Here is a 19016-nt window from a genome sequence, read left to right as displayed (position 1 = left end):
TCAAAATAGGAACTCGGCTATGGTTAATGCATCAATAAAAATAAATTAAAAACGAGTTATTCTACAGGCTCGTTATGCAACTAGAGTCCACCCACTTACGGAGAAAAATAAATGAAACGAGCAGTATTTACTACGTTGTTAACTCTTTTTATATCGATCGCATATGCAGAGACTGTTACAACAACTGATGGGAGGACAATAGTTTTAAATAAGGATGGCACTTATCAGATTCAAGGTGTAAAGACTAGTTCAAGTGATAGCATGGTCGAAGTATCTTCTCATCTTTTCGAGCATAATGTTGATAAGTATTCTCAAAAAACCATCCGTTTTATGCCTATCTTCACAAATAAGTCAGATAAAAATATTATTGCTCTTAAATTCACCACTAAATTTTTAGATCCATTTGGTAGGGTGGTATTAGAGATGAATGGCGACAGTGAAGAAAAAATCAATTCTAAGAAAAAATCTACGGCTAATTTATTCTATGTCTTTAAAGATAATCAGTTTATTGATGGGGAGAATTATGACAAGCTCCTGAGTACGGTGACAAATGGTACTGGTTCAATTAAAACTAGTGTTACAGCTATTGTGTTTGAGGGTGGTGAAGTCATTAAGCTTCAATAAGCTTAAAATATTGCATAACAAAGCTATCAAATTGACGGCTTTTCCGTCGCTTCTTTTGTGGCTTAACGCTACGCTACCACAAAACAATCGACTCCAAAGCCGCAATTTATAGCGGCGTTAGCCTTACAAGGAGTATGGTAGTGGAATCAACGTATATTTATATAATTATCGCTTGCTTAGTGATCTGGTTTATCGAGCATAAAGTAAACTTATCTACTTCGCACAAAGCGTTAATAGAAGATGGTGATAACGTTATAATTAATCCAACTATGTTGTCACGCTGCTATGGTTTTTCATCTAAAGTTGTAGCTAAATCTAATATTACAAAAATTCAACTCGCAAATAATTGTGTTAGTTTATTCACAGAAAGTAATAACGCCATAGATATTTGGTTACCTAAAAAATATTGCAGTAATGTTGCTGAACGTGCAGAGAAATATTTCAAAAATGCGAGTTTGGTAAAAGTGTAATGCTAACAAGGGCTTAAAACGGAAAAAATACAGTTGGCTATTTTCACTCCGTTCAATATTTTAGCTAACAATTTTTTGCCCTTAGCATTAAGGAGTTAATTTGGGTAGTCTATTGAAAATAACATCGCTACTTAATTTTTTAATTTATACCGTTGTGGCGATCTTTATTCTGATATCTCAGGGTGAATTTTATGAAAACCATTATTGGTTTTTAATTGCTTTTTTGGGTGTTTCTATAGCAGCGTCAAACTTAAAGCCCGTTAATGATGTACTTGTTGGTATTCTATTCTCAGGGCTTACAGCTAATCTCTTATTAGTTGCCTCGGTATCAACAGGTATAAAAATCAATAGTGCTACATTTTTGATTTTTTTCGGGTACTTATGCGCAGGCTGTTTTTCTGTATGGTTCTTTATCGCACGGAATAAGTATCAGAGTTTTAATGCTAACAAGTGACTATGGTGCTCAATGTCCTCTCATAGCACACAGGCATACTTCGGCAAAGAGCGATGAACGATCATTCAGGTGAGTCGTTTTTAACTTAGTAAGAATAAAAAGAAACCCTCCCTTTTTTACATAGCGAAATAACCTACATTAAGCATAAAATTTATAGCTGGTAATAACTTACACTATTTTTTATTAATATAAGTTAATAAAATGAGGGCATTTTCACGCTTGAATTTGGAAAGTGTTAACTGATAAAGCGGTTATATGTACAAGGAGTTATGGTGAAGAAATTCTTCAAATATCTAGGTTTTGGAATTTTAAGTGTTGTTATATTTTTCATTGGTATTGGAGTTGCTGAACACCTTAGTAAACTTAACCACTAGTTGTTTATTTTATTGAGCATATTTTTAGGAGTAGCCTTTGAAGTACATAACTAGATTTTTAGTTCTTTTACTGGTTGGTTGTAATAGTACTAATGAAGCGGCAAATTCAAGTACTGTATATACCAATGCACAAACAGATTTACCTGTTAAATGGGTTGTGAAGATTGAACCAAAATATCCTGAAGATGCGGCTAAAAATAGCGTAGAGGGCTACTTAAAATTCAAAGCAATAGTGAATGAAGTTGGTACGTTAAAAAGAGTTGAAGTAATTGAATCTGCTCCTAAAGGTGTATTTGAAAAGGAAGGTTTACGGGCTTTAAAGCTATGGCGATTTAAGCCTGCGTTATTAAATGGTAGGCTGGTTAAGGTTGAGTACGCTGGTACTCTCGAGTGGAAGTTATAATGTCTTTAGGGATGAGCATATCATGGAGATCTAAGCAACCTAAACAAAAGCGATGTGATAGGTGTGAACTGTATTATTCTGAATTCTTGGATAAATGTACGCATTGTTCCGATTTAAACGAAGCACAATTACTTATGCTTAAGGCTAAACACCAAGAATCTCTTAAACATAATGCTAAGCTTGGTAAATACTTATTTATAGCTGCTGCAGTAATTGGTGTATTACTTTTTGTTAGTTTTTTATGGTAGCAGCGTTGGGTTTTTCCTTAAGTGGAGGAGGGTCAGTTAACAGAGAAAAAACCTCAAATACATTCAGCCTAAAAAATTATATCCATCCGCTAACTTTTAAATTAATCAAACTGAACTATCCGTCCACGTAATATTTTTTGTTATTTAATTAAACCTAAAACTCCTTCCTTAACTAAATAAGACTGCGCTGCGTCTGTATGGGGTTTAAACTTTTTCCAGCGGCCTATGGCTTTGTTGTTAAGCGGTTGGCGCACTTGCATTTTGCTGGCGGTTGAAACCGGTGCGGTGTTTAAATGAAAATCAAGGCACTGTGGTTGCCAGTCTAAGTTGCAATAGCTCACTAACTCTTTTATCTTTTGCTCTGGTGCGGCTACAAGTTCTTCGTATTTTACTAGTTTAATATTGCTGTGTAGGGCGCTGAAGTGCTGCATCAGTTTATAAAAGCGGCTGTAAAATTTAGCGGTGTCGAGTAAGTCTAAGGAGTACGCGTAGTAGGGGTTATTAATAGTAAATAGCTGACGATAGTTACCAATACAGGTGTCCATGGGGTCGCGAAGTAGACAAATTATTTTGGCGTTTGGCAGGGCTTTGGTAATTAAATCGATATAAAAAAAGTTAAACGGTAGTTTATCAATAAAGTGTTTATGGCTGCCGGTTACAACACGCGTTGCTTCAAGGTAAGTGCTGCCAAGTTTTGCAAAATCAAGCTGGTAAGCTTGGTTTAAGGTGTCTGTATCAAGTACTTGAGGCGTGGGTGTTTGGCTAAGTTTTTTTACACTTAGGCCAAAGTCTTGCAGTTCGCCCGCTGATTGTACGTCGCTATGGCTTGGTAAAATGCGTTCAACTAATGTGGTGCCAGAGCGCGGCATGCCTAATACAAAAATTGGCTCACTGCTTTGGTTGCCAGCTGTTTTTTGGTTTTTGTATTTATCACTGAGCTGTTTAATATGTGCAAATAATGCCTCAGACGCTTGATTATCAAACGTCTTATTAGCGAGTTTTGCTGTTTTACCTTGTTGTAACGCGGCAAAGGCTGCTGAAAAGTCGCCTAGGTCTTGATATTCTTTTGCGAGCGCATGACCTATATGCAGTTTAGCGTCGGGATGATTGACCTGTTCAAATGCGTTTTTTAGTCGCGCTATGTGGTTATTTTGCTCAGTGACTTTAGTTAAATCAGCTAAAGCAAAATGACTTTGATGATGAAGCGGATTCAGTGCAATGGCATTTTCAAACGCGTGTTGTGCTTTATCAAACTGGCCTAAAAATTTAGCACATACCCCATAGTTATAATAAAACTGCGGCTGACGAGTATTACTCGCCTCAGCTAAACTTAATGCGAATATAAAGTAATCAGCTGCTTGTTGATGTAAACCCGCTTGGGTGAGCGCCACGCCTAATGTATCGGCATCAAGTGCTTTACTAATATGTTCAGGCTTAACGCCGAGGGCTGTGTTTTTTGCTTTTTGTAAGTCGCCGGTAAGGGTGTAACACTTGGCAAGTTGCGCTGTATATTCAACAGACTTCGTAAAGCTTAATGCTTTTTCAATTAGCTTTATCGCTTTATAAATTTGACCAACCTGTAAATTAACCATGGCGAGTAAAAAGTAGCCATCAGCAAAGTCAGGCTGCTGTGTCACTAGCTCAACCAGTGCTTTATGCGCTTGCTGAATATTGCCTTGGTTTAAGTTGTTTATAGCGCTTTGGTGTAGTTGCTTTAAGTTTGGCTGCATGAATACTCTTATAAATAATGTACTTACAAAATAAAGAGGCTCAAATTAATTTGAGCCTCTTGATTGTACTTAAACTTATCGTTTAATTACATTTCAAACTTGTCGCTTAATTATATTTCAAACTGATAGTTAAATTCAATGCCAACAGTAAGCGGGCGACTAATATAGTAACCATAGTTACGTTGTATGTCTGCGCCATTGGCTGTTGTAATATCCGCATCTGAGCGACGAACAGAGGTAACCGCATATTTATTAAATAGGTTATCTACATATAAAGTAGTCGACCACGCATCGGCGGTTAATTTAGCTGAAATATTACTTAAGCTATAACCCGGGAGTGCTTCACCGTTGTCACGTAGGCCTACTTTTGAAATTACATCACTTTGTGCAGTTAAACCATAGTTAATATCAAGGGTTTTGTCGTTAAACACTTCTGTTTGGTAGTTAATACCCATAGAGAACTGGTGCTCAGGTGAGCCCGGTAAACGGTCGCCATCTTTTGCGCCATCAGTGCCATCGGCATTAAATAAATACGGAGCGTCTGAAGTTAGTTCTGCTTTTGTATAGGCATAAGTTGCATAGGCTGTAAATGAGTCTGATAAAATTGCACGCGTGGCAATTTCAATCCCTTTCGCATTTGCGCTACCAGCATTTGATAAGTAAGGTAATTGGCCTACTGTTGTTGCACCGGCAATTTGTGCGTTATCCCAATCTACATTGAATAGTGCGGCATTAAAGTGTAGCTGGCTTCTCATCCAGGTACTTTTAAAGCCTAGCTCATAGTTGGTGGTTGTATCTGCATCGTATAGCATTTCATCTGGTGTACCACAGCCTGTTTGTTGGTCTTCAGGTAGAGGTGTTGGGCAAGGCACTAAGCCATTTGAGCCACCAATTCTAAATCCTTCACTTATAGTGGCATACGCCATTACTGAATCTGTAAATTGGTACTTAGCATTAAATTTGAACAGATTACCGTTGTCACCAGCTTCGTTCTCTTCAAAGTTAACTGAAATTGCATCAGGTGCAGCACCTTCATACAAGGTATTTGCTAATGGGAAATCAAAAGCCGCTTTTGATTTTACGTCGTATTCGTAAAAACGCGCGCCAATGGTAATGTCGAGTTTATCGGTTACTTGGTAACCCACTTCACCAAAAAGTGCTGATTCAGTGACTTTGCTATCAGTAATTTCTAAATATTCTAAAGAGTCTGGTCTTAGCTGTGCGCCACCAAAGGTGTCAACCGCGAACTGATCAAAGCCTGGCGTGAACTCTCTGCTTGATGCGTCGGTATCGGTTTTGTTGTAAAAACCACCAACAATCCAGCTTAAATCGCTATCACTTTGTGAGACTAAACGCAGTTCTTGGGTAAACGTGTCTTTTTCGTCAATTTCACGGGTATACGCTGAAAACGAAGGAAACTCTTCGTAGCCATAGTCTAAGCGAATTAAAAGATCAGTTTGGTCGCGTTGACCATCGGCGTCAAACTGTGAAATACCGGTAGCTGATACTAGCTCGGCAAAACCTAAGTCGGCTTTAAGTTCAAGGCTCAGTAATTGGTCTTCTTTTATCCGTGGCTCTTCATAACGGTACGCTGACTCGTATTTGCCAATGCGATCACTTAAGCCATTGTTAGCATTAAGGCTGTTGTGATGAACAATAGAACGACCCTCAGTATCTTGCTTTTGATAGAAGTAGTTTAATGTACCTTCGAATGACTCATTTACTTTGTAACGCAATGAAATACGCCCAGTTGTGGTTGTTTCACCGTTGGCGTCTTTTACATTTTTAAGATTGCTGTTGACTGCATCAAGGTTTGTCCAATCAGGGTCGGTAATCGATACACCTGGTTCACGAACTGTGTAGGCGTAGTCAATAAACCCTGGGTCTTCATAAATATTTAAGCTGGTACGAACAGCCAGTTTGTCTTCAATTAATGGTAAGTTGAAGATAAAACCCGCTTCACCACCGATTGAATCACTTTCTTGAGTTTGAAAAACATCACCAAATACTTCACCTGAGGTGAAATCAAGCTCTGGCTCTTTAAGCATGTAGCGAATAGCACCACCCAATGTGCCAGCCCCATATAATGTGCCTTGCGGCCCAATAAGCACTTCCACACGCTCTACATCAACTAAACGCATATCAACTGAGACAGGAATTTCATTAATATAAGTGGCAACAGTGCCACCATCTGATGAAGGCCCTGATGAATTAGTATTTAAACCACGGACTATAATAGGTGAACCGGCACGGCCACCTTGATCTGTAATTGTTAAGCCCGGTACCCAACGTGCTACATCGGCCAGCTCACTGATGTTTTGATCTTTCATTACATCAGCATCGAGCGCGGTAATGTTAAGAGGCGCAGCTTGAATTGAGCCACTTCGGCGCGTTGCTGTAACCTCAATAACTTCAAGCGATTTGTTCTTTTCAATAACTTGCTCTTGTGCCACTGCATTACTGCTAAATAATACACCGCTCAGTGCGCTTGATACAGCCAAGGTTAACAGGCTTGGTTTAAACATAAAAAGTGATCCTAGTTCAATAAAATGTGTTTATAAATGATCGGTAATAGTATCAGGGTGTTTTAGTGATGGAAATAAAAATATGAATTTTAATTCACTTTTTTAGAATAAAAATTTATAGGATGGGTTTAAGTGTTTCACGCTGTATAATAAACAAACAAAGGCGTTGCTTTAAAATCAACCAAAATATTAATTGTGCTTAATAGAGATAAAAACTGGATAATGAATAGTTTAAAACGTCATTACTTATATTTTTATAAACACTATAAAAATAAATATTCCCCCCCATAACCTTTATAAATACATGTTTAATTATTGATAACAACAGCACAGTTTAGCTGTGGCTGTGAGTCAGTTATATGAGGATTTATAATGTCAAAGCTGTTTTCACCATTGTCACTTGGTAAATTAAGCCTAGAGAATAGAATTATTATTGCACCCATGTGCCAGTACTCGGCCAACAATGGGGCTGCAAGTGACTGGCATACCATTCATTTAGGGCAATTGAGTTTAAGTGGAGCGGGTTTACTTATTTTAGAAGCGACGGCCGTTAATCCCGAAGGGCGAATTAGTTACGCCGATTTAGGATTATGGGATGATACAACCCAAGCTGCATTAGCAAAAAGTTTAACGGCTGTAAGACAATACAGCCCAATGCCTATTGGTATTCAATTAGCCCATGCAGGTCGTAAAGCTTCAACCGATAAACCATGGGATGGCGGTGGGGTACTTATGCCCGATCACCTCAATGGTTGGCAAACGGTTGCACCATCAGCCATTGCCTATGATGAAAACAGCCCCATTCCCAAAGCGATGAACCAAGATGATATAGATTCGCTCATAAGTGACTTTGTTAATGCGGCAAAGCGCGCTGACGAGTTGGGCCTTGATTTAATTGAAATACATGGCGCGCACGGTTATTTGCTACACCAGTTTTTATCGCCGCTGGCAAACAAACGTGATGATCAATACGGTGGTAGCCTAGAAAATAGAATGCGATTATTACTCGACGTATTTAAAGCTGTAAGAGCCGCATTTCCAAGCAATAAAGCGGTGGGTGTACGTATTTCAGCAACCGATTGGGTTGATGATGGTTGGGATTTACCGCAATCAATTGAACTGGCAAAAGCGCTTGACGCGTTAGGGTGTGACTTTATTCATGTAAGCACCGCGGGTTTAAGCCCTGAGCAAAATATACCTGTTGCTAAGAATTTTCAGGTGCCGCTTGCAACCGCCATTAAACAGGTTGTGAATATGCCAGTGATAGCAGTGGGTTTAATTACCGAGGCACAGCAAGCTGAAAGTATTATTAGTGATGAACGTGCTGATGGTGTCGCTTTAGCGCGGGGTATTTTATATAACCCACATTGGCCTTGGCATGCTGCGGCCGAGTTGGGCGCGCAAGTACAAGCACCAAAGCAATATTTGCGCTCAAGCCCACATGGCCAGCCATCCCCTATAAAATAGTGAATGACTTAACTACAAAACCCAAGCAAATAGCGTGGGTTTTGTGTGTCTCGGTAGCTTAATATTTAATTAAATATTAAGCAGCGGGCTGCTTTTTACTGTTTGATGCTGAGCTGCCAACCGAGGCAATAATAACTAATAAAATAGCAAGCCACTGCCAAATGCTAAGTAGTTCACCTAAAATAACTAAGCCAGCGAGTGCTGCAATAGCGGGTTCAAGGCTCATCATAATGCTAAACCCTTGCGGCGACATATTCCGCAATGTGATCATTTCTAAAGTATAAGGTAAGGCACTTGAGAGTACCGCAATGGCAATACCTAACGGAATAATATCCCAAGTAAATGCGGCACTTTGTGATATGCCACCATAAGGTACAAGCACAATAGCTGAAATGGTCATGCCCATCGCTACCGTTGCACCACCAGAGCTTTGGCTGCCGGTTTTTTTACCAAACAAAATATAACCTGCCCAACACGCACCCGCTGCAAGGGCTAAAATCACGCCAATTGGATCTAAACTTTCTTGGCCTTTCATATCGGGTAGCAGTAATAATATTCCGGTTATTGCGCAAGCAACCCAAAATAAATCACGCTTTCGTCTTGATGAAAATAACGCAACGGCAAGTGGCCCGGTAAATTCAAGCGCAACACCAATACCCAGTGGAATACGTTCAATGGCGTAATAAAATAGAATGTTCATGCCGCCTAGGCTCAAACCATAAATTAAGATGGGTAAACGCTGGCTTGCAACCGGAAAGTGTCTCCAAGGTTTAAAAATTAAACAAAGAATAGCGGCAGAAAAACCTAAACGTAAGGCTGTTGTACCCTCAGGGCCAACAATAGGGAAAAGCTGCTTAGCCAGTGAAGCCCCAGACTGAATAGTGATCATTGCAAGCAATATGCATAAAATAGCCAGTAATAGCTCTTTGGTTGATTTTTGCATGGTCGTCCTTAAATATTGCCATTTAATTGCGGCGCATATTACCTGCTTTTACCTACGCAGGTAAATGTAAATTAACGTTTTACATGGAGTCCCCAGTGATGAGAGGCTATCACTGGGCTGAATGAAAAATAAGCGTTACTCTTTTTTAAGATTGAGGTGGCGGGTACTGAGGGCTGACTGATTGAGTAAAAATTTATAGTTTAGCTTTACTATCTGCAGGGTATATAACGCCTAATTGTGCGCGGGCGGTATCGAGTACCGTCATCACATCGCGTGAAAGCTGGTGGTTGTTAATATGTGACTCTAATGTGTTTTGCTCAATCATTTCAATAAAGTGCGCCACTTCATACTTCATAAAATGCTCATCAAAATCTGTACTTATTGTTTCTTTTTGGCCATTATTAGCGATGAATTCCACTTTTTTAAGTTGCGATACAGCTTCAATACGAATACGGCCTAACTCACCTTGTATTTCGGTGATGTTCTCGCCTTGCGATATTTTTGAATAACTAATTACCGCTTGTTTATCTGCATAATTTAAAAGTACATCGCCGGCACCATCAACACCGGTTTCTAGTAATACGCCACTGGCGTGCACACTGTTTGGTGCGCCCCACAGTGCTATAAGTAAATAAAGTGGGTAAATACCCAAGTCTACTAATGCGCCATTTGCAAATTCAGGTAAAAAGGTATTAGGGCGCTCGCCGTTTTTGAGCTTATCGTAACGAGACGAGTATTGGCTAAATTGGCCAATAAATTTACGCGGTGTACCAATTCTTTTTAATGCGTTTTTTAAAACAGCAAAGTTAGGTAAATGCGTTGTCATCATCGCTTCCATGTACAAACGTTGATGTTTTTGAGCAGCCGTTAAAATAGCAGTAAGCTCATGACTATTTGCTGCTGAGGGTTTTTCGCCAAGTACGTGTTTGCCCGCAGCTAAACATTGCACAGCATAGTCTTTATGCAGGCTATTTGGTGCGGCAATATATACTGCATCTACAAGCTCGTCTTGGCAAACAGCGTCAATGGAGGTAAATATTTTTGCTTGAGAGTGAGTGGGGTGATTAGCTAAAAATCGCTCAGCGCTACTTTCTGCGCGAGAACACACACCGTATAAATTAAAATTACTCAGAGTACTTGCCGCATCGAGTAGGGTGTCGCTAATAAAATTGGTACCTACAATCACAAAATTCATGTTTAGCCTTTTTATGTATTTTACACAGCTTTGCAGTTTAACAATATTTTGCTCTAAATGCGCGGGCAGAGCAGTCAAACCAGCGTTTTATACTGGCACTTAATGTGGCTTGTTCTTGATAACCTAACAGCTCGGAAATATGTGAAATAGAAAATTGGTTTTGTATTAAATAGTGTTCACATAATGCGCGGCGAGTGGCATCTTTTAGTTTTACAAAGCTGGTGTTATGTTTTTTAAGTTCACGATGCAAGGTGCGAGGATGCATATTAAGTGCCGTTGCTATCGTTTGGTTTGAGCATTGAAAAAGGGGCAGCATGGGTCGAATAAGCGCACTTACTTGCGAAGGTAACGACTGAGTATGCGCATTATTAGCGGCTAAAAAGTTTAATGCAGCTTGTACTTTGTGTTGATCAGAAACATTAAGCGGCAATAATAAATCGTTTTTGGCGATTAAAATACCGGCGCTGTTTCTGTGTTCAATAACGTTACAGCCAAAGTGTTGATGATAAGCCCGTATATTTGCATCAATCTTTTGCGGTAAAAATACCTTAATGGGTTTACATTGATTTTGGCTCACTTTTTTTAAGGTAGCGAGCGCCAGTGCAATTGTTAATTCAATAACTTGATTTATAACAGGTAATGGCTTGAGTTTTATTTCGAATGATAAAAATATATTTTGGTCATCTTCAAGTGTATGCGTGATTAAATTAAGTGCGGGTGTATGTAAGTGCAGGTATTTAATTACCCATGTAAGCGCTTCACCTAAATCAGTTCCACTTTTAGCGGCGATAGCGATATGCCCTAAAATATCAAAACTTTGTTTGCTAGCGAGTTTAAGACCAAAACTTGGGCAGTTTAAGCTATGAGCGCAGTATTCTAAAAGTTCGGCATAATGGCGATAAGTTAAGCTTTGGGTTTCAAGGGAGTTTAACGTTACCTCAATAGCGCAATGGCGCATAATGTTTGCTGTATCACCACCTAGTTCGGTAATTAATGTATCAATTCCCTTTAAAGAAGTGGCTTTAATTAGGCTGCTCATAACAATTGCATTAGTGAAGAGGTGTCTAAAAATATCAAGTTTTTAGTAGATAATCCATGCAAAGTAGTTTTTTTAATGGGAGATATTTTATGCATACCACCTCATTTGATTACATTGTGATTGGCGCAGGCAGTGCCGGCTGTGTTGTTGCCTCGCGATTATCTGAAAATAAAAATGTGAGTGTGTGTTTAATTGAAGCCGGCAGCCGTGACCAAAGTGCTCTGGTGCAAATGCCTGCGGGAGTTGCAGCTAGTGTGCCTTATGGCATTAATAGCTGGCATTACAATACGGTGCCACAAAAAGAGCTTAATAACCGCTGTGGGTTTATGCCCAGAGGTAAAGTGCTTGGTGGTTCAAGTTCAATCAATGCCATGGTGTACATAAGAGGGAATAAAAAAGACTACGACAACTGGGCCGCTATGGGAAATACCGGCTGGGATTATACCAGTTTGCTGCCTTATTTTATCAAAGCTGAAAACAACAAAACCTTTACCAACAGCCCATATCATGGTGTAAATGGCCCCTTACATGTGCAAGAGCTAAGTTTACCAAGCCCAGTTAATCAGCTGTTTTTAAAAGCATGCCAAGAGCAAGGCGTAGCCCTTAATGACGATATTAATGCACAGCAACAGCTAGGTGCGCGATTATCGCAGGTTACTCAATATAAAGGGGAGCGTTGCAGTGCGGCAAAAGCGTATTTAACACCAAATTTAGCACGTAAAAACTTAACCGTGCTCACTGATGCGCAGGTAAATAAAATTAATTTTTGTGGGAGAGCTGCAACTGGTGTAACAGTTGCAGTTAATAATAAAAGCTATGTGCTAAATGCCCATAAAGAAGTTATTTTAAGTGCCGGTGCGATTAACTCCCCCCAACTTTTAATGTTATCGGGAGTGGGGCCTGCAGATCATTTAAAGCAGCATAACATTGAGCTTGTAACGCCATTAGAAGGTGTAGGCAGTAATTTGCACGATCACTTAACCGTTGTGCCATTATACAAAGCAAAATATTCGCAAGGCACATTTGGAATAAGTGCCAGCGGTGCGTTTAATATTGCAAAAGGATGCGTTGATTGGTTTGCCAAACGCGAAGGAAAGCTAACCAGTAACTTTGCCGAGTCGCATGCGTTTGTAAACTTATTTACAGATTCTATTGTGCCCGATGTGCAACTTGAATTTGTTATTGGGCTGGTGGACGATCACAGCCGTAAACTGCATTATGGCCATGGATACAGTATTCATAGCAGCATAATGCACCCTAAAAGCCGCGGCACTATTCGTTTAGCGGATGCCGACCCTTTAAGTGCGCCACTCATTGATCCTAATTATTTAAGCCACCCCGATGATTTACAGGTTATGCTACTTGGGCTTAAAAAAACATTGAGCATAATGCAAAGCAAAGCGTTTGATACTATTCGTGCAGATATGGTGTATCCGCTTGATATTAATGATGATGCGCAGCTTATTGAGTTTATTAGGCAAACAGCCGATACAGAATATCACCCCGTAGGAACCTGCAAAATGGGCCAAGACGATATGGCTGTGGTTGATAGCGAATTACGTGTTCACGGTGTGCAAAATTTACGGGTGGTAGACGCCTCTATTATGCCCAGTATTATTACCGGAAATACCAATGCTGGGGTAATAGCAATTGCAGAAAAAGCAGCTGACTTAATTAGGGTCTGTTGACCTTCAAGGTTGAATTTGCAGCAGTCTGTTTGGTATTTAGGCAAGGCAGAGCCTATGTCGTGTGGTTATTCCCCATAAATTGGCGATAACGCAGCATCAATGCCAAACAAGCGCTGCCCGAAGGGTTCTGCCTAGGGGCGATTTACTCTTTGTTGCTCGGTTTTTACTTAGCCCACTAGGTTACAAACCTCGCGCCGCGATTAAATCGCCCCTAGTTTGAACAAATTTTAATCCGAAAGGTCAACAGACCCTAAGCACTCTGCACGATTAACTTGACTTATAAAACGCTGTTAACCATTGCTGCCAGTCTTGCTCTAGTTTGAGCATTTGCTGGTGCTTTTTAGCGGAAAAATGTTTGTTTTTATCTTCATCCGCTAAAAACGGCCCCACACGGCAAAGCGGGCAATAATCATCAGTTAGATAATTAGGGGTTGTTAACATATCACTTAGTTCGGGTAGTGTATTTTCACTAAATACATAAGTAATACCGCTGGTGTCTTTGACGTGTTTGTCACGGTCGACATTGCGAATTTTATAGCCATCAAAGCGACTGATATCGAATGGCATTTGTCCTTGGTATGCCGCGTTTAAATGGGTGTTTAAACTCCCCTCAATATTCCACTCACGATACGGTTTAACATCTTTTGAGGTTATATAGCATAACCCAGGGCCTTGTGGGTTCAAGGCAAACTCATTGGCATATTTTATAAATTGATGCAGTAACGCACGGTTAAGCACGTTCATGCTGTTATTACGTATATTTTTCTCAAATGCGTCGCGACCAATAAACGCAGGAATAAGTGGAAATTGAAAAATCACTACATCAAAGCTGTTTAGGTGCTCGGCTAGTTGTTGCCAACATTGTGTGTTGGTGACATCAAATTCATTAAGCACATCAATTTTATGTGCTTTAAGTGAGGCAAGCGCGTTATCGGGGTATTTTTCTGTAAGAGTTGCAGCTGCATCATAGGTTGAGGCAACTAACTTTTGCGGTTTAATGTGGTTGTAAAGCGCGTTTGAAAACGATAAGTCGCCATCACCTACCGTGAGTATGTTCCAATTTGGGTTTAAATACATATTAAATTATATGTTTTTATTAGTAACAGGCGATGTGTCAGGATGCGGTGTATTAATCAGCTGTTGATGCAACCTATACATAGCTAAACGCGTTTTTAACCCTTCAATGGCAACTTGTTTAAGAATTAAGTTAAAGGTAATCAAAATAGCAAACACAATATGAATAGGGCCATGAGTAAAACCGGCTTGAGGGTCGTAAATGGCTAAGCCAAATAAAACAAACAACACCACCATAAATATTTCAATGAGCTGATTTGAATAAAAAGAAAGACGCCCCTCACTTTTATGATCTTTTTTTATGCTAATAGCGCAAAAAAACGGGATCACTTTAATTTTGAAAGCAGCGTTTTTTTCTACAAAATTCTCACCAAGGTCAGTAAGCTGTTGGCGTAATTGGTCTATCATGGGGTGTCCTCTCAATACAGTGCGCGGATGTTACCCTATTACAGACCAATGGTTAAGTAATGGCAGACTATTTAGGGTAAATACTCATACCAATAATAAGAATATGACACACAAATACCACTGATGTGAGCACAAAGCGCATTTTTTGATAATCTTTGTGGTAACCCTGCCAATGAATCGACGCTTTTTCGAAGATTAGTACCAACCAAAAACTCGCGCCTAACCACGCAAGCATCCACTCAATTGGCAAAAATGATAAAAACGGAATAGGAATGACCGGCAGCACAGCTTTAATTGCATCGGCAAAGCTTTGTTGCCCTGCATGCCATAAATTACCCGCCATAAACGCTAAAATAGCAATGCTATAAAAACTAAAAAACTCTAAATTTACACTGTTACTGCCAAACATGAGCGGCCAGCCCACACAGCCTAAAAATGGCAATAAGCCTAAATAGCCTAGTTGAATGTGATTGACGAATTTTTCCATAAACGAAATGCCTTTGAAGGTTGTGTAATGTAAACCATGTTATTGTAGCAAGGATGTGCAGTGTAATCTTATTAAAATCAATATAGCGTAATTAGAGAATTGAACATGCTTTAACGAGAATAAGCTAAATGGCGATCACTCAATATTTTAAACTGGGCGTAAGCATTTATTAAAAAACTACACTTTTTTAACTTATTCAAGCCATTGATTAGTGAAAATTTAATTCTTATCTATACTTAGTAACAAGTTGATTAATGGAATATTGACATGGTTAATAAAGTGACTCGGCGTAAATTTCTTAGCACCTTAACAGTAGGGGCTGCCACGTCGGCCTTAGCCTTTAAAGCACCGTATGTTTTTGCAAAAAAGCCGGTTACGCTTAGGGTAATGGGAACGCATGTTACGTTGCAGGAAGAAATTAGAACGCGAGCAATGCAAGAGCTCGGTATTAATATCGAATTTACCCCCATGGGGAGTGCGGCCGTTTTACAAAAAGCAGCCGCTGATCCCTCTTCATTTGATTTATATGAACAATGGTCTGACTCAATTAATATATTGTGGCAAGCCAATGCTATTCAGCCAATTGAAGTAGAAAGACTAAAATATTGGCAGGAAATAAACCCACTAACCAAAACCGGTAAGTTAGTTCCAACAGCAAAACTAGGCGCAGGCGATGCGCCCAACAAAATTTTATATGTTCAACAAGATGGCTCACTTGGAAGCCAGGCCACTGATAACATAAGTTTTATGCCTTATGTTCACAATGTAGATTCATTTGGCTATAACACTAATTTTATACCTAAGGGTGTGGCTTACGAGACTGAGTCATGGGGCTGGCTGCTTGAAGAGAGTAACAAAGGTCATGTTGGTTTGGTGAATGCCCCCACCATAGGCATTTTCGATGCCGCATTGGCTGCCCAAGCACAAGGGCTGATGACTTTTAATAATATTGCAAATATGAGTGTTGCAGAAATAGACAAATTGTTTGCAATTTTAATTAATAAAAAGCAAGCAGGGCATTTCTCAGGGTTTTGGACATCGGTGCCACAATCTGTTGAGTTTATGCTAAAAAAACGCGTGCATATACAAAGTATATTTTCACCGGGGGTGAGCGCATGTAGAGCCCAAGGTTTACCAGTAGTCAATGCATCTCCTAAGGAGGGGTATCGAGCCTGGCATGGGGTGATGTGTCTCTCTGCTAATACGGTAGGGCATGTAAAAGACGCCGCTTACGAATACATGAACTGGTGGTTATCGGGCTGGCCTGGTGCATTTATTTCGAAGCAGGGTTATTACATTTCTAATCCAGAACGTAGCAAAGAAATAATCACCAAGCCCGAATGGGATTATTGGTATGATGGCAAAGAAGCGACTCAATCCCTGGCTGGTACCGATGGCAAAAATATAATTTTGCCTGGGCAGATTCGCGATGGCGGCAGCTATGAAAAGCGCTTTTCGAATATTGCAGTGTGGAATACAGTGATGGATAACTACGATTACAGTTTAGATAAATGGTTTGAGCTACTAAACGCATAAGGGAATTGAATGCTAAAACAGTTACTTGGTTCTTTATCTATTAAAGTATTATCGTCACTGGCTATTTTTATTTTAATACAAATAATAGTTTACATTGTTATTAATGAGCGAACCGAAAAAATAGAGCAAGCTAGTAAAAATGTATTGAACATTAACGAGCTATCAGTTGTTGTATTTGAAATTAACAAAGATATTTTAGAAATTCAGCGAGATATTTCTGTTTATGACGTGTCGGGTAGCGAGGTTATTTTTGATAAAATAAAAAGCACTCATCAAAGTATTCAAGCGCGGCTAATTGAAGCGCAGCAGCGAACCCAGCAACCTGAGATTAAAAACTCATTAAGCGCAATGCAATCATTAGTTTTAAATTATGGCAAAAGTATCGATAGTCTTAAAAAACGATATGATGAAAAGTCTAAAATTATTGAGCAACAGCTACCAAATACTTACGAATTAGCATTGACTACCTCAGCAAGTAAAGATGAGGAAGCGTTGATGTTGCACAAAGATTTGTTGTTGTTTAAGTTAAAGGATCATTGGCATCACCTGTACCGTAATTCAATCCTATTTTTAACTCAACGTGATTACGCCAAACGCAGCCAAGTTAAACAGCGTTTAGAGTTAATTAAACAATTAACCAACAGTGACGCTACAAACAAAATGATTGGCCAAAACAAGGTCGCGCAATTAAATAGTTTAACGATTAAATTCGAGTCTTTGTTTGCCCAAGCCATACAAGCTAATAGAAACTATTTAACCTTAAGTAATATTGTTATTGCCGGTGATTCGGTTGAATTTTCAGCACTTGCCAAAAAGTTACAAGGAGATGCATTGTTGTTGCTTAGTGATAGTTCACAAACCAGTCAAGAGAGCATTAATGCCGCGCAAATTGTTATTCAAGTGTCGTTATTTTTGTCTGTTACCTTGTTTATTCTTTTTGCATTATTTTTTCACTTTCATATTATTAAAGCGATTAACAGGCTCACAGTTAGTTTTAGATCATTTTTAAATGGTGATTTCTCAGCAAACATAGCTGATATTACCCGTGAAGACGAAATAGGGGTTTTAGCCCAAGCAGCAAATAAATTTAGAGTGCTAAACGAGAGCCTAGTTGAAGCAAAAAAAGCGGCAGAGGAAACATCCCGAATAAAATCTGAATTTTTAGCTAATATGAGCCATGAAATACGTACCCCTATGAATGGTATTTTAGGCATGGTGCAACTAGTGAGTAATACTGAGTTAGATGCTAAACAAAAACGCATGATTGAGGTTATTAGCTCTTCAGGTAATAGTTTATTGGTGATCCTTAATGACATTCTCGATTTAAGTAAACTAGATGCCGATAAAATGCTACTTGAAAACAGAGAGTTTAAATTGAGTGCATTGTTGTATGAGCTGGAGCAAATTTTTAAATCGCAAGCCGACCATAAAAGTCTCGAGTTTAATATAGTAAAAGAAAAAGTAGACTCTGTTGATTTGGTTAAAGGCGATGAAACCCGTTTAAAACAAGTACTAATGAACTTATTGGGGAATGCTTTTAAATTCACAGAGTCTGGAACAGTAACCTTGTCTGTTGACTTAAAAGAGAAAAGTAATAATGAAGTGACGTTGCTATTTAGCATTATCGATAGTGGTATAGGTATTTCACAACATAGTATAAAAACGTTATTTGATGCTTTTACCCAAGCTGATACATCAACAACACGCCGGTTTGGTGGTACAGGACTTGGGTTAACTATTTCAAGCAAAATATTAGACTTAATGGGCAGCAATTTACAAGTAGAAAGTGAATTGGATAAAGGGTCGACATTTTATTTTCAGCTGACGTTTAGCACTCCATCACTAAATACAAGCGAAAAACAACCAGCACCATTTCCCGATGTAACTATTAAAAATAAAGATGTGCGAATATTAATTGCCGAAGATAATCCGGTAAATCAAATCGTGCTAGAAAGCTTTTTAAAAGCAATGGGTATTAAACATATTACTATGGCAGATAATGGTGAAATAGCGCTTGAGCTATGTACTAAGCAACAATTTGATTTAATTATGATGGATATTCAAATGCCGTTAATGGGCGGGCTTTTGGCAACTAAACATATTAGGGAACTAGCCAATTACCACGATGTGCCAATTATTGCCGTTACTGCAAACATCACTGAAAAAGACGAGCCTGAGTACGTGGCAGCGGGTATAACTAACACTATAAACAAGCCTGTAGAATTCAATAGTTTAAAAGTTATAATTGACCAGTATAGCGAGTAAGAATAAACATCGGTAGTGTTTAGAAATCTGTGTCATTTCAGTATTATTAAGAAAACAGGAGTGACACATGACTCAATCTTTCGACT

Annotated in this window: 16 protein-coding genes; 8 read left to right on the top strand and 8 right to left on the bottom strand. The window is 39.2% G+C overall.

Going from position 1 to position 19016, the window contains the following annotated elements:
- Positions 1 to 111: 111 nt before the first annotated feature.
- The 4 genes from AAEY57_RS16110 (at position 112) to AAEY57_RS16095 (ending at position 2325) form a co-directional block, all read left to right on the top strand.
- Entirely contained in the window at positions 112 to 624 is a 513-nt protein-coding gene (locus tag AAEY57_RS16110) for a hypothetical protein (RefSeq protein ID WP_036983813.1), read from the top strand.
- Positions 625 to 764: 140 nt separating this feature from the next.
- Positions 765 to 1094 (top strand): hypothetical protein, encoded by a 330-nt coding sequence (locus AAEY57_RS16105; protein ID WP_138560769.1) that lies wholly within the window; start codon positions 765 to 767, stop codon positions 1092 to 1094.
- Between the two features lie 100 nt (positions 1095 to 1194).
- Entirely contained in the window at positions 1195 to 1548 is a 354-nt protein-coding gene (locus AAEY57_RS16100; protein WP_069440192.1) for a hypothetical protein, read from the top strand.
- A gap of 411 nt (positions 1549 to 1959) precedes the next feature.
- The gene (locus AAEY57_RS16095; protein ID WP_171046537.1) at positions 1960 to 2325 is read left to right on the top strand and encodes an energy transducer TonB; all 366 of its coding nucleotides are present in this window, start codon (positions 1960 to 1962) and stop codon (positions 2323 to 2325) included.
- A 388-nt stretch (positions 2326 to 2713) separates the two neighbouring features.
- Here the strand turns inward: AAEY57_RS16095 and AAEY57_RS16090 are convergent, their stop codons facing one another.
- Both AAEY57_RS16090 and AAEY57_RS16085 read right to left on the bottom strand, forming a co-directional pair.
- Positions 2714 to 4303, bottom strand: coding sequence for a tetratricopeptide repeat-containing sulfotransferase family protein (locus AAEY57_RS16090; protein WP_350608237.1), 1590 nt, complete (start codon positions 4301 to 4303; stop codon positions 2714 to 2716).
- 110 nt (positions 4304 to 4413) lie between these two features.
- On the bottom strand, positions 4414 to 6828 hold the full coding sequence (locus tag AAEY57_RS16085) for a TonB-dependent receptor (RefSeq protein ID WP_350608236.1): 2415 nt from the start codon (positions 6826 to 6828) through the stop codon (positions 4414 to 4416).
- A 372-nt stretch (positions 6829 to 7200) separates the two neighbouring features.
- On the opposite strand from AAEY57_RS16085, the gene AAEY57_RS16080 reads away from it, so the two are divergent.
- Complete coding sequence (locus AAEY57_RS16080) at positions 7201 to 8295, top strand: NADH:flavin oxidoreductase/NADH oxidase (protein ID WP_350608235.1); 1095 nt, start codon at positions 7201 to 7203, stop codon at positions 8293 to 8295.
- 76 nt (positions 8296 to 8371) lie between these two features.
- Here AAEY57_RS16080 and AAEY57_RS16075 read toward each other — a convergent pair whose 3' ends face one another.
- From AAEY57_RS16075 to AAEY57_RS16065, 3 genes are all read right to left on the bottom strand, one after another.
- Entirely contained in the window at positions 8372 to 9238 is an 867-nt protein-coding gene (locus tag AAEY57_RS16075; RefSeq protein WP_033103060.1) for an EamA family transporter, read from the bottom strand.
- A gap of 193 nt (positions 9239 to 9431) precedes the next feature.
- The gene (locus AAEY57_RS16070; RefSeq protein WP_350608234.1) at positions 9432 to 10433 is read right to left on the bottom strand and encodes a Gfo/Idh/MocA family protein; all 1002 of its coding nucleotides are present in this window, start codon (positions 10431 to 10433) and stop codon (positions 9432 to 9434) included.
- A 37-nt stretch (positions 10434 to 10470) separates the two neighbouring features.
- Complete coding sequence (locus AAEY57_RS16065) at positions 10471 to 11472, bottom strand: AraC family transcriptional regulator ligand-binding domain-containing protein (protein WP_350608233.1); 1002 nt, start codon at positions 11470 to 11472, stop codon at positions 10471 to 10473.
- A gap of 89 nt (positions 11473 to 11561) precedes the next feature.
- Here AAEY57_RS16065 and AAEY57_RS16060 point away from each other — a divergent pair, with 89 nt between their 5' ends.
- Positions 11562 to 13160: a GMC family oxidoreductase gene (locus AAEY57_RS16060; protein WP_350608232.1), complete on the top strand. Its 1599-nt coding sequence runs from the start codon at positions 11562 to 11564 to the stop codon at positions 13158 to 13160.
- A 267-nt stretch (positions 13161 to 13427) separates the two neighbouring features.
- Here the strand turns inward: AAEY57_RS16060 and AAEY57_RS16055 are convergent, their stop codons facing one another.
- The 3 genes from AAEY57_RS16055 to AAEY57_RS16045 all read right to left on the bottom strand — a co-directional run bounded on the left by AAEY57_RS16055 (position 13428) and on the right by AAEY57_RS16045 (position 15129).
- The gene (locus AAEY57_RS16055; RefSeq protein WP_350608231.1) at positions 13428 to 14237 is read right to left on the bottom strand and encodes a class I SAM-dependent methyltransferase; all 810 of its coding nucleotides are present in this window, start codon (positions 14235 to 14237) and stop codon (positions 13428 to 13430) included.
- Positions 14238 to 14243: 6 nt separating this feature from the next.
- Positions 14244 to 14642 carry a hypothetical protein gene (locus tag AAEY57_RS16050; RefSeq protein ID WP_028834167.1) on the bottom strand — a complete coding sequence of 133 codons (399 nt, stop codon included), beginning with the start codon at positions 14640 to 14642 and terminating at the stop codon, positions 14244 to 14246.
- 67 nt (positions 14643 to 14709) lie between these two features.
- Positions 14710 to 15129 (bottom strand): DUF3429 domain-containing protein, encoded by a 420-nt coding sequence (locus AAEY57_RS16045; protein ID WP_010389229.1) that lies wholly within the window; start codon positions 15127 to 15129, stop codon positions 14710 to 14712.
- Positions 15130 to 15396: 267 nt separating this feature from the next.
- Here AAEY57_RS16045 and AAEY57_RS16040 point away from each other — a divergent pair, with 267 nt between their 5' ends.
- Together AAEY57_RS16040 and AAEY57_RS16035 are read left to right on the top strand one after the other, a co-directional pair.
- The gene (locus AAEY57_RS16040; RefSeq protein WP_350608230.1) at positions 15397 to 16665 is read left to right on the top strand and encodes an ABC transporter substrate-binding protein; all 1269 of its coding nucleotides are present in this window, start codon (positions 15397 to 15399) and stop codon (positions 16663 to 16665) included.
- Between the two features lie 9 nt (positions 16666 to 16674).
- Positions 16675 to 18930, top strand: coding sequence for an ATP-binding protein (locus AAEY57_RS16035; RefSeq protein ID WP_350608229.1), 2256 nt, complete (start codon positions 16675 to 16677; stop codon positions 18928 to 18930).
- Positions 18931 to 19016 lie beyond the last annotated feature (86 nt).

It is taken from the genome of Pseudoalteromonas sp. MER144-MNA-CIBAN-0113, from assembly GCF_040308965.1.
In the GTDB taxonomy this organism is placed as follows: Bacteria; Pseudomonadota; Gammaproteobacteria; order Enterobacterales; family Alteromonadaceae; genus Pseudoalteromonas; species Pseudoalteromonas tetraodonis.
This window is presented reverse-complemented; position numbering and strand designations above follow the sequence as displayed.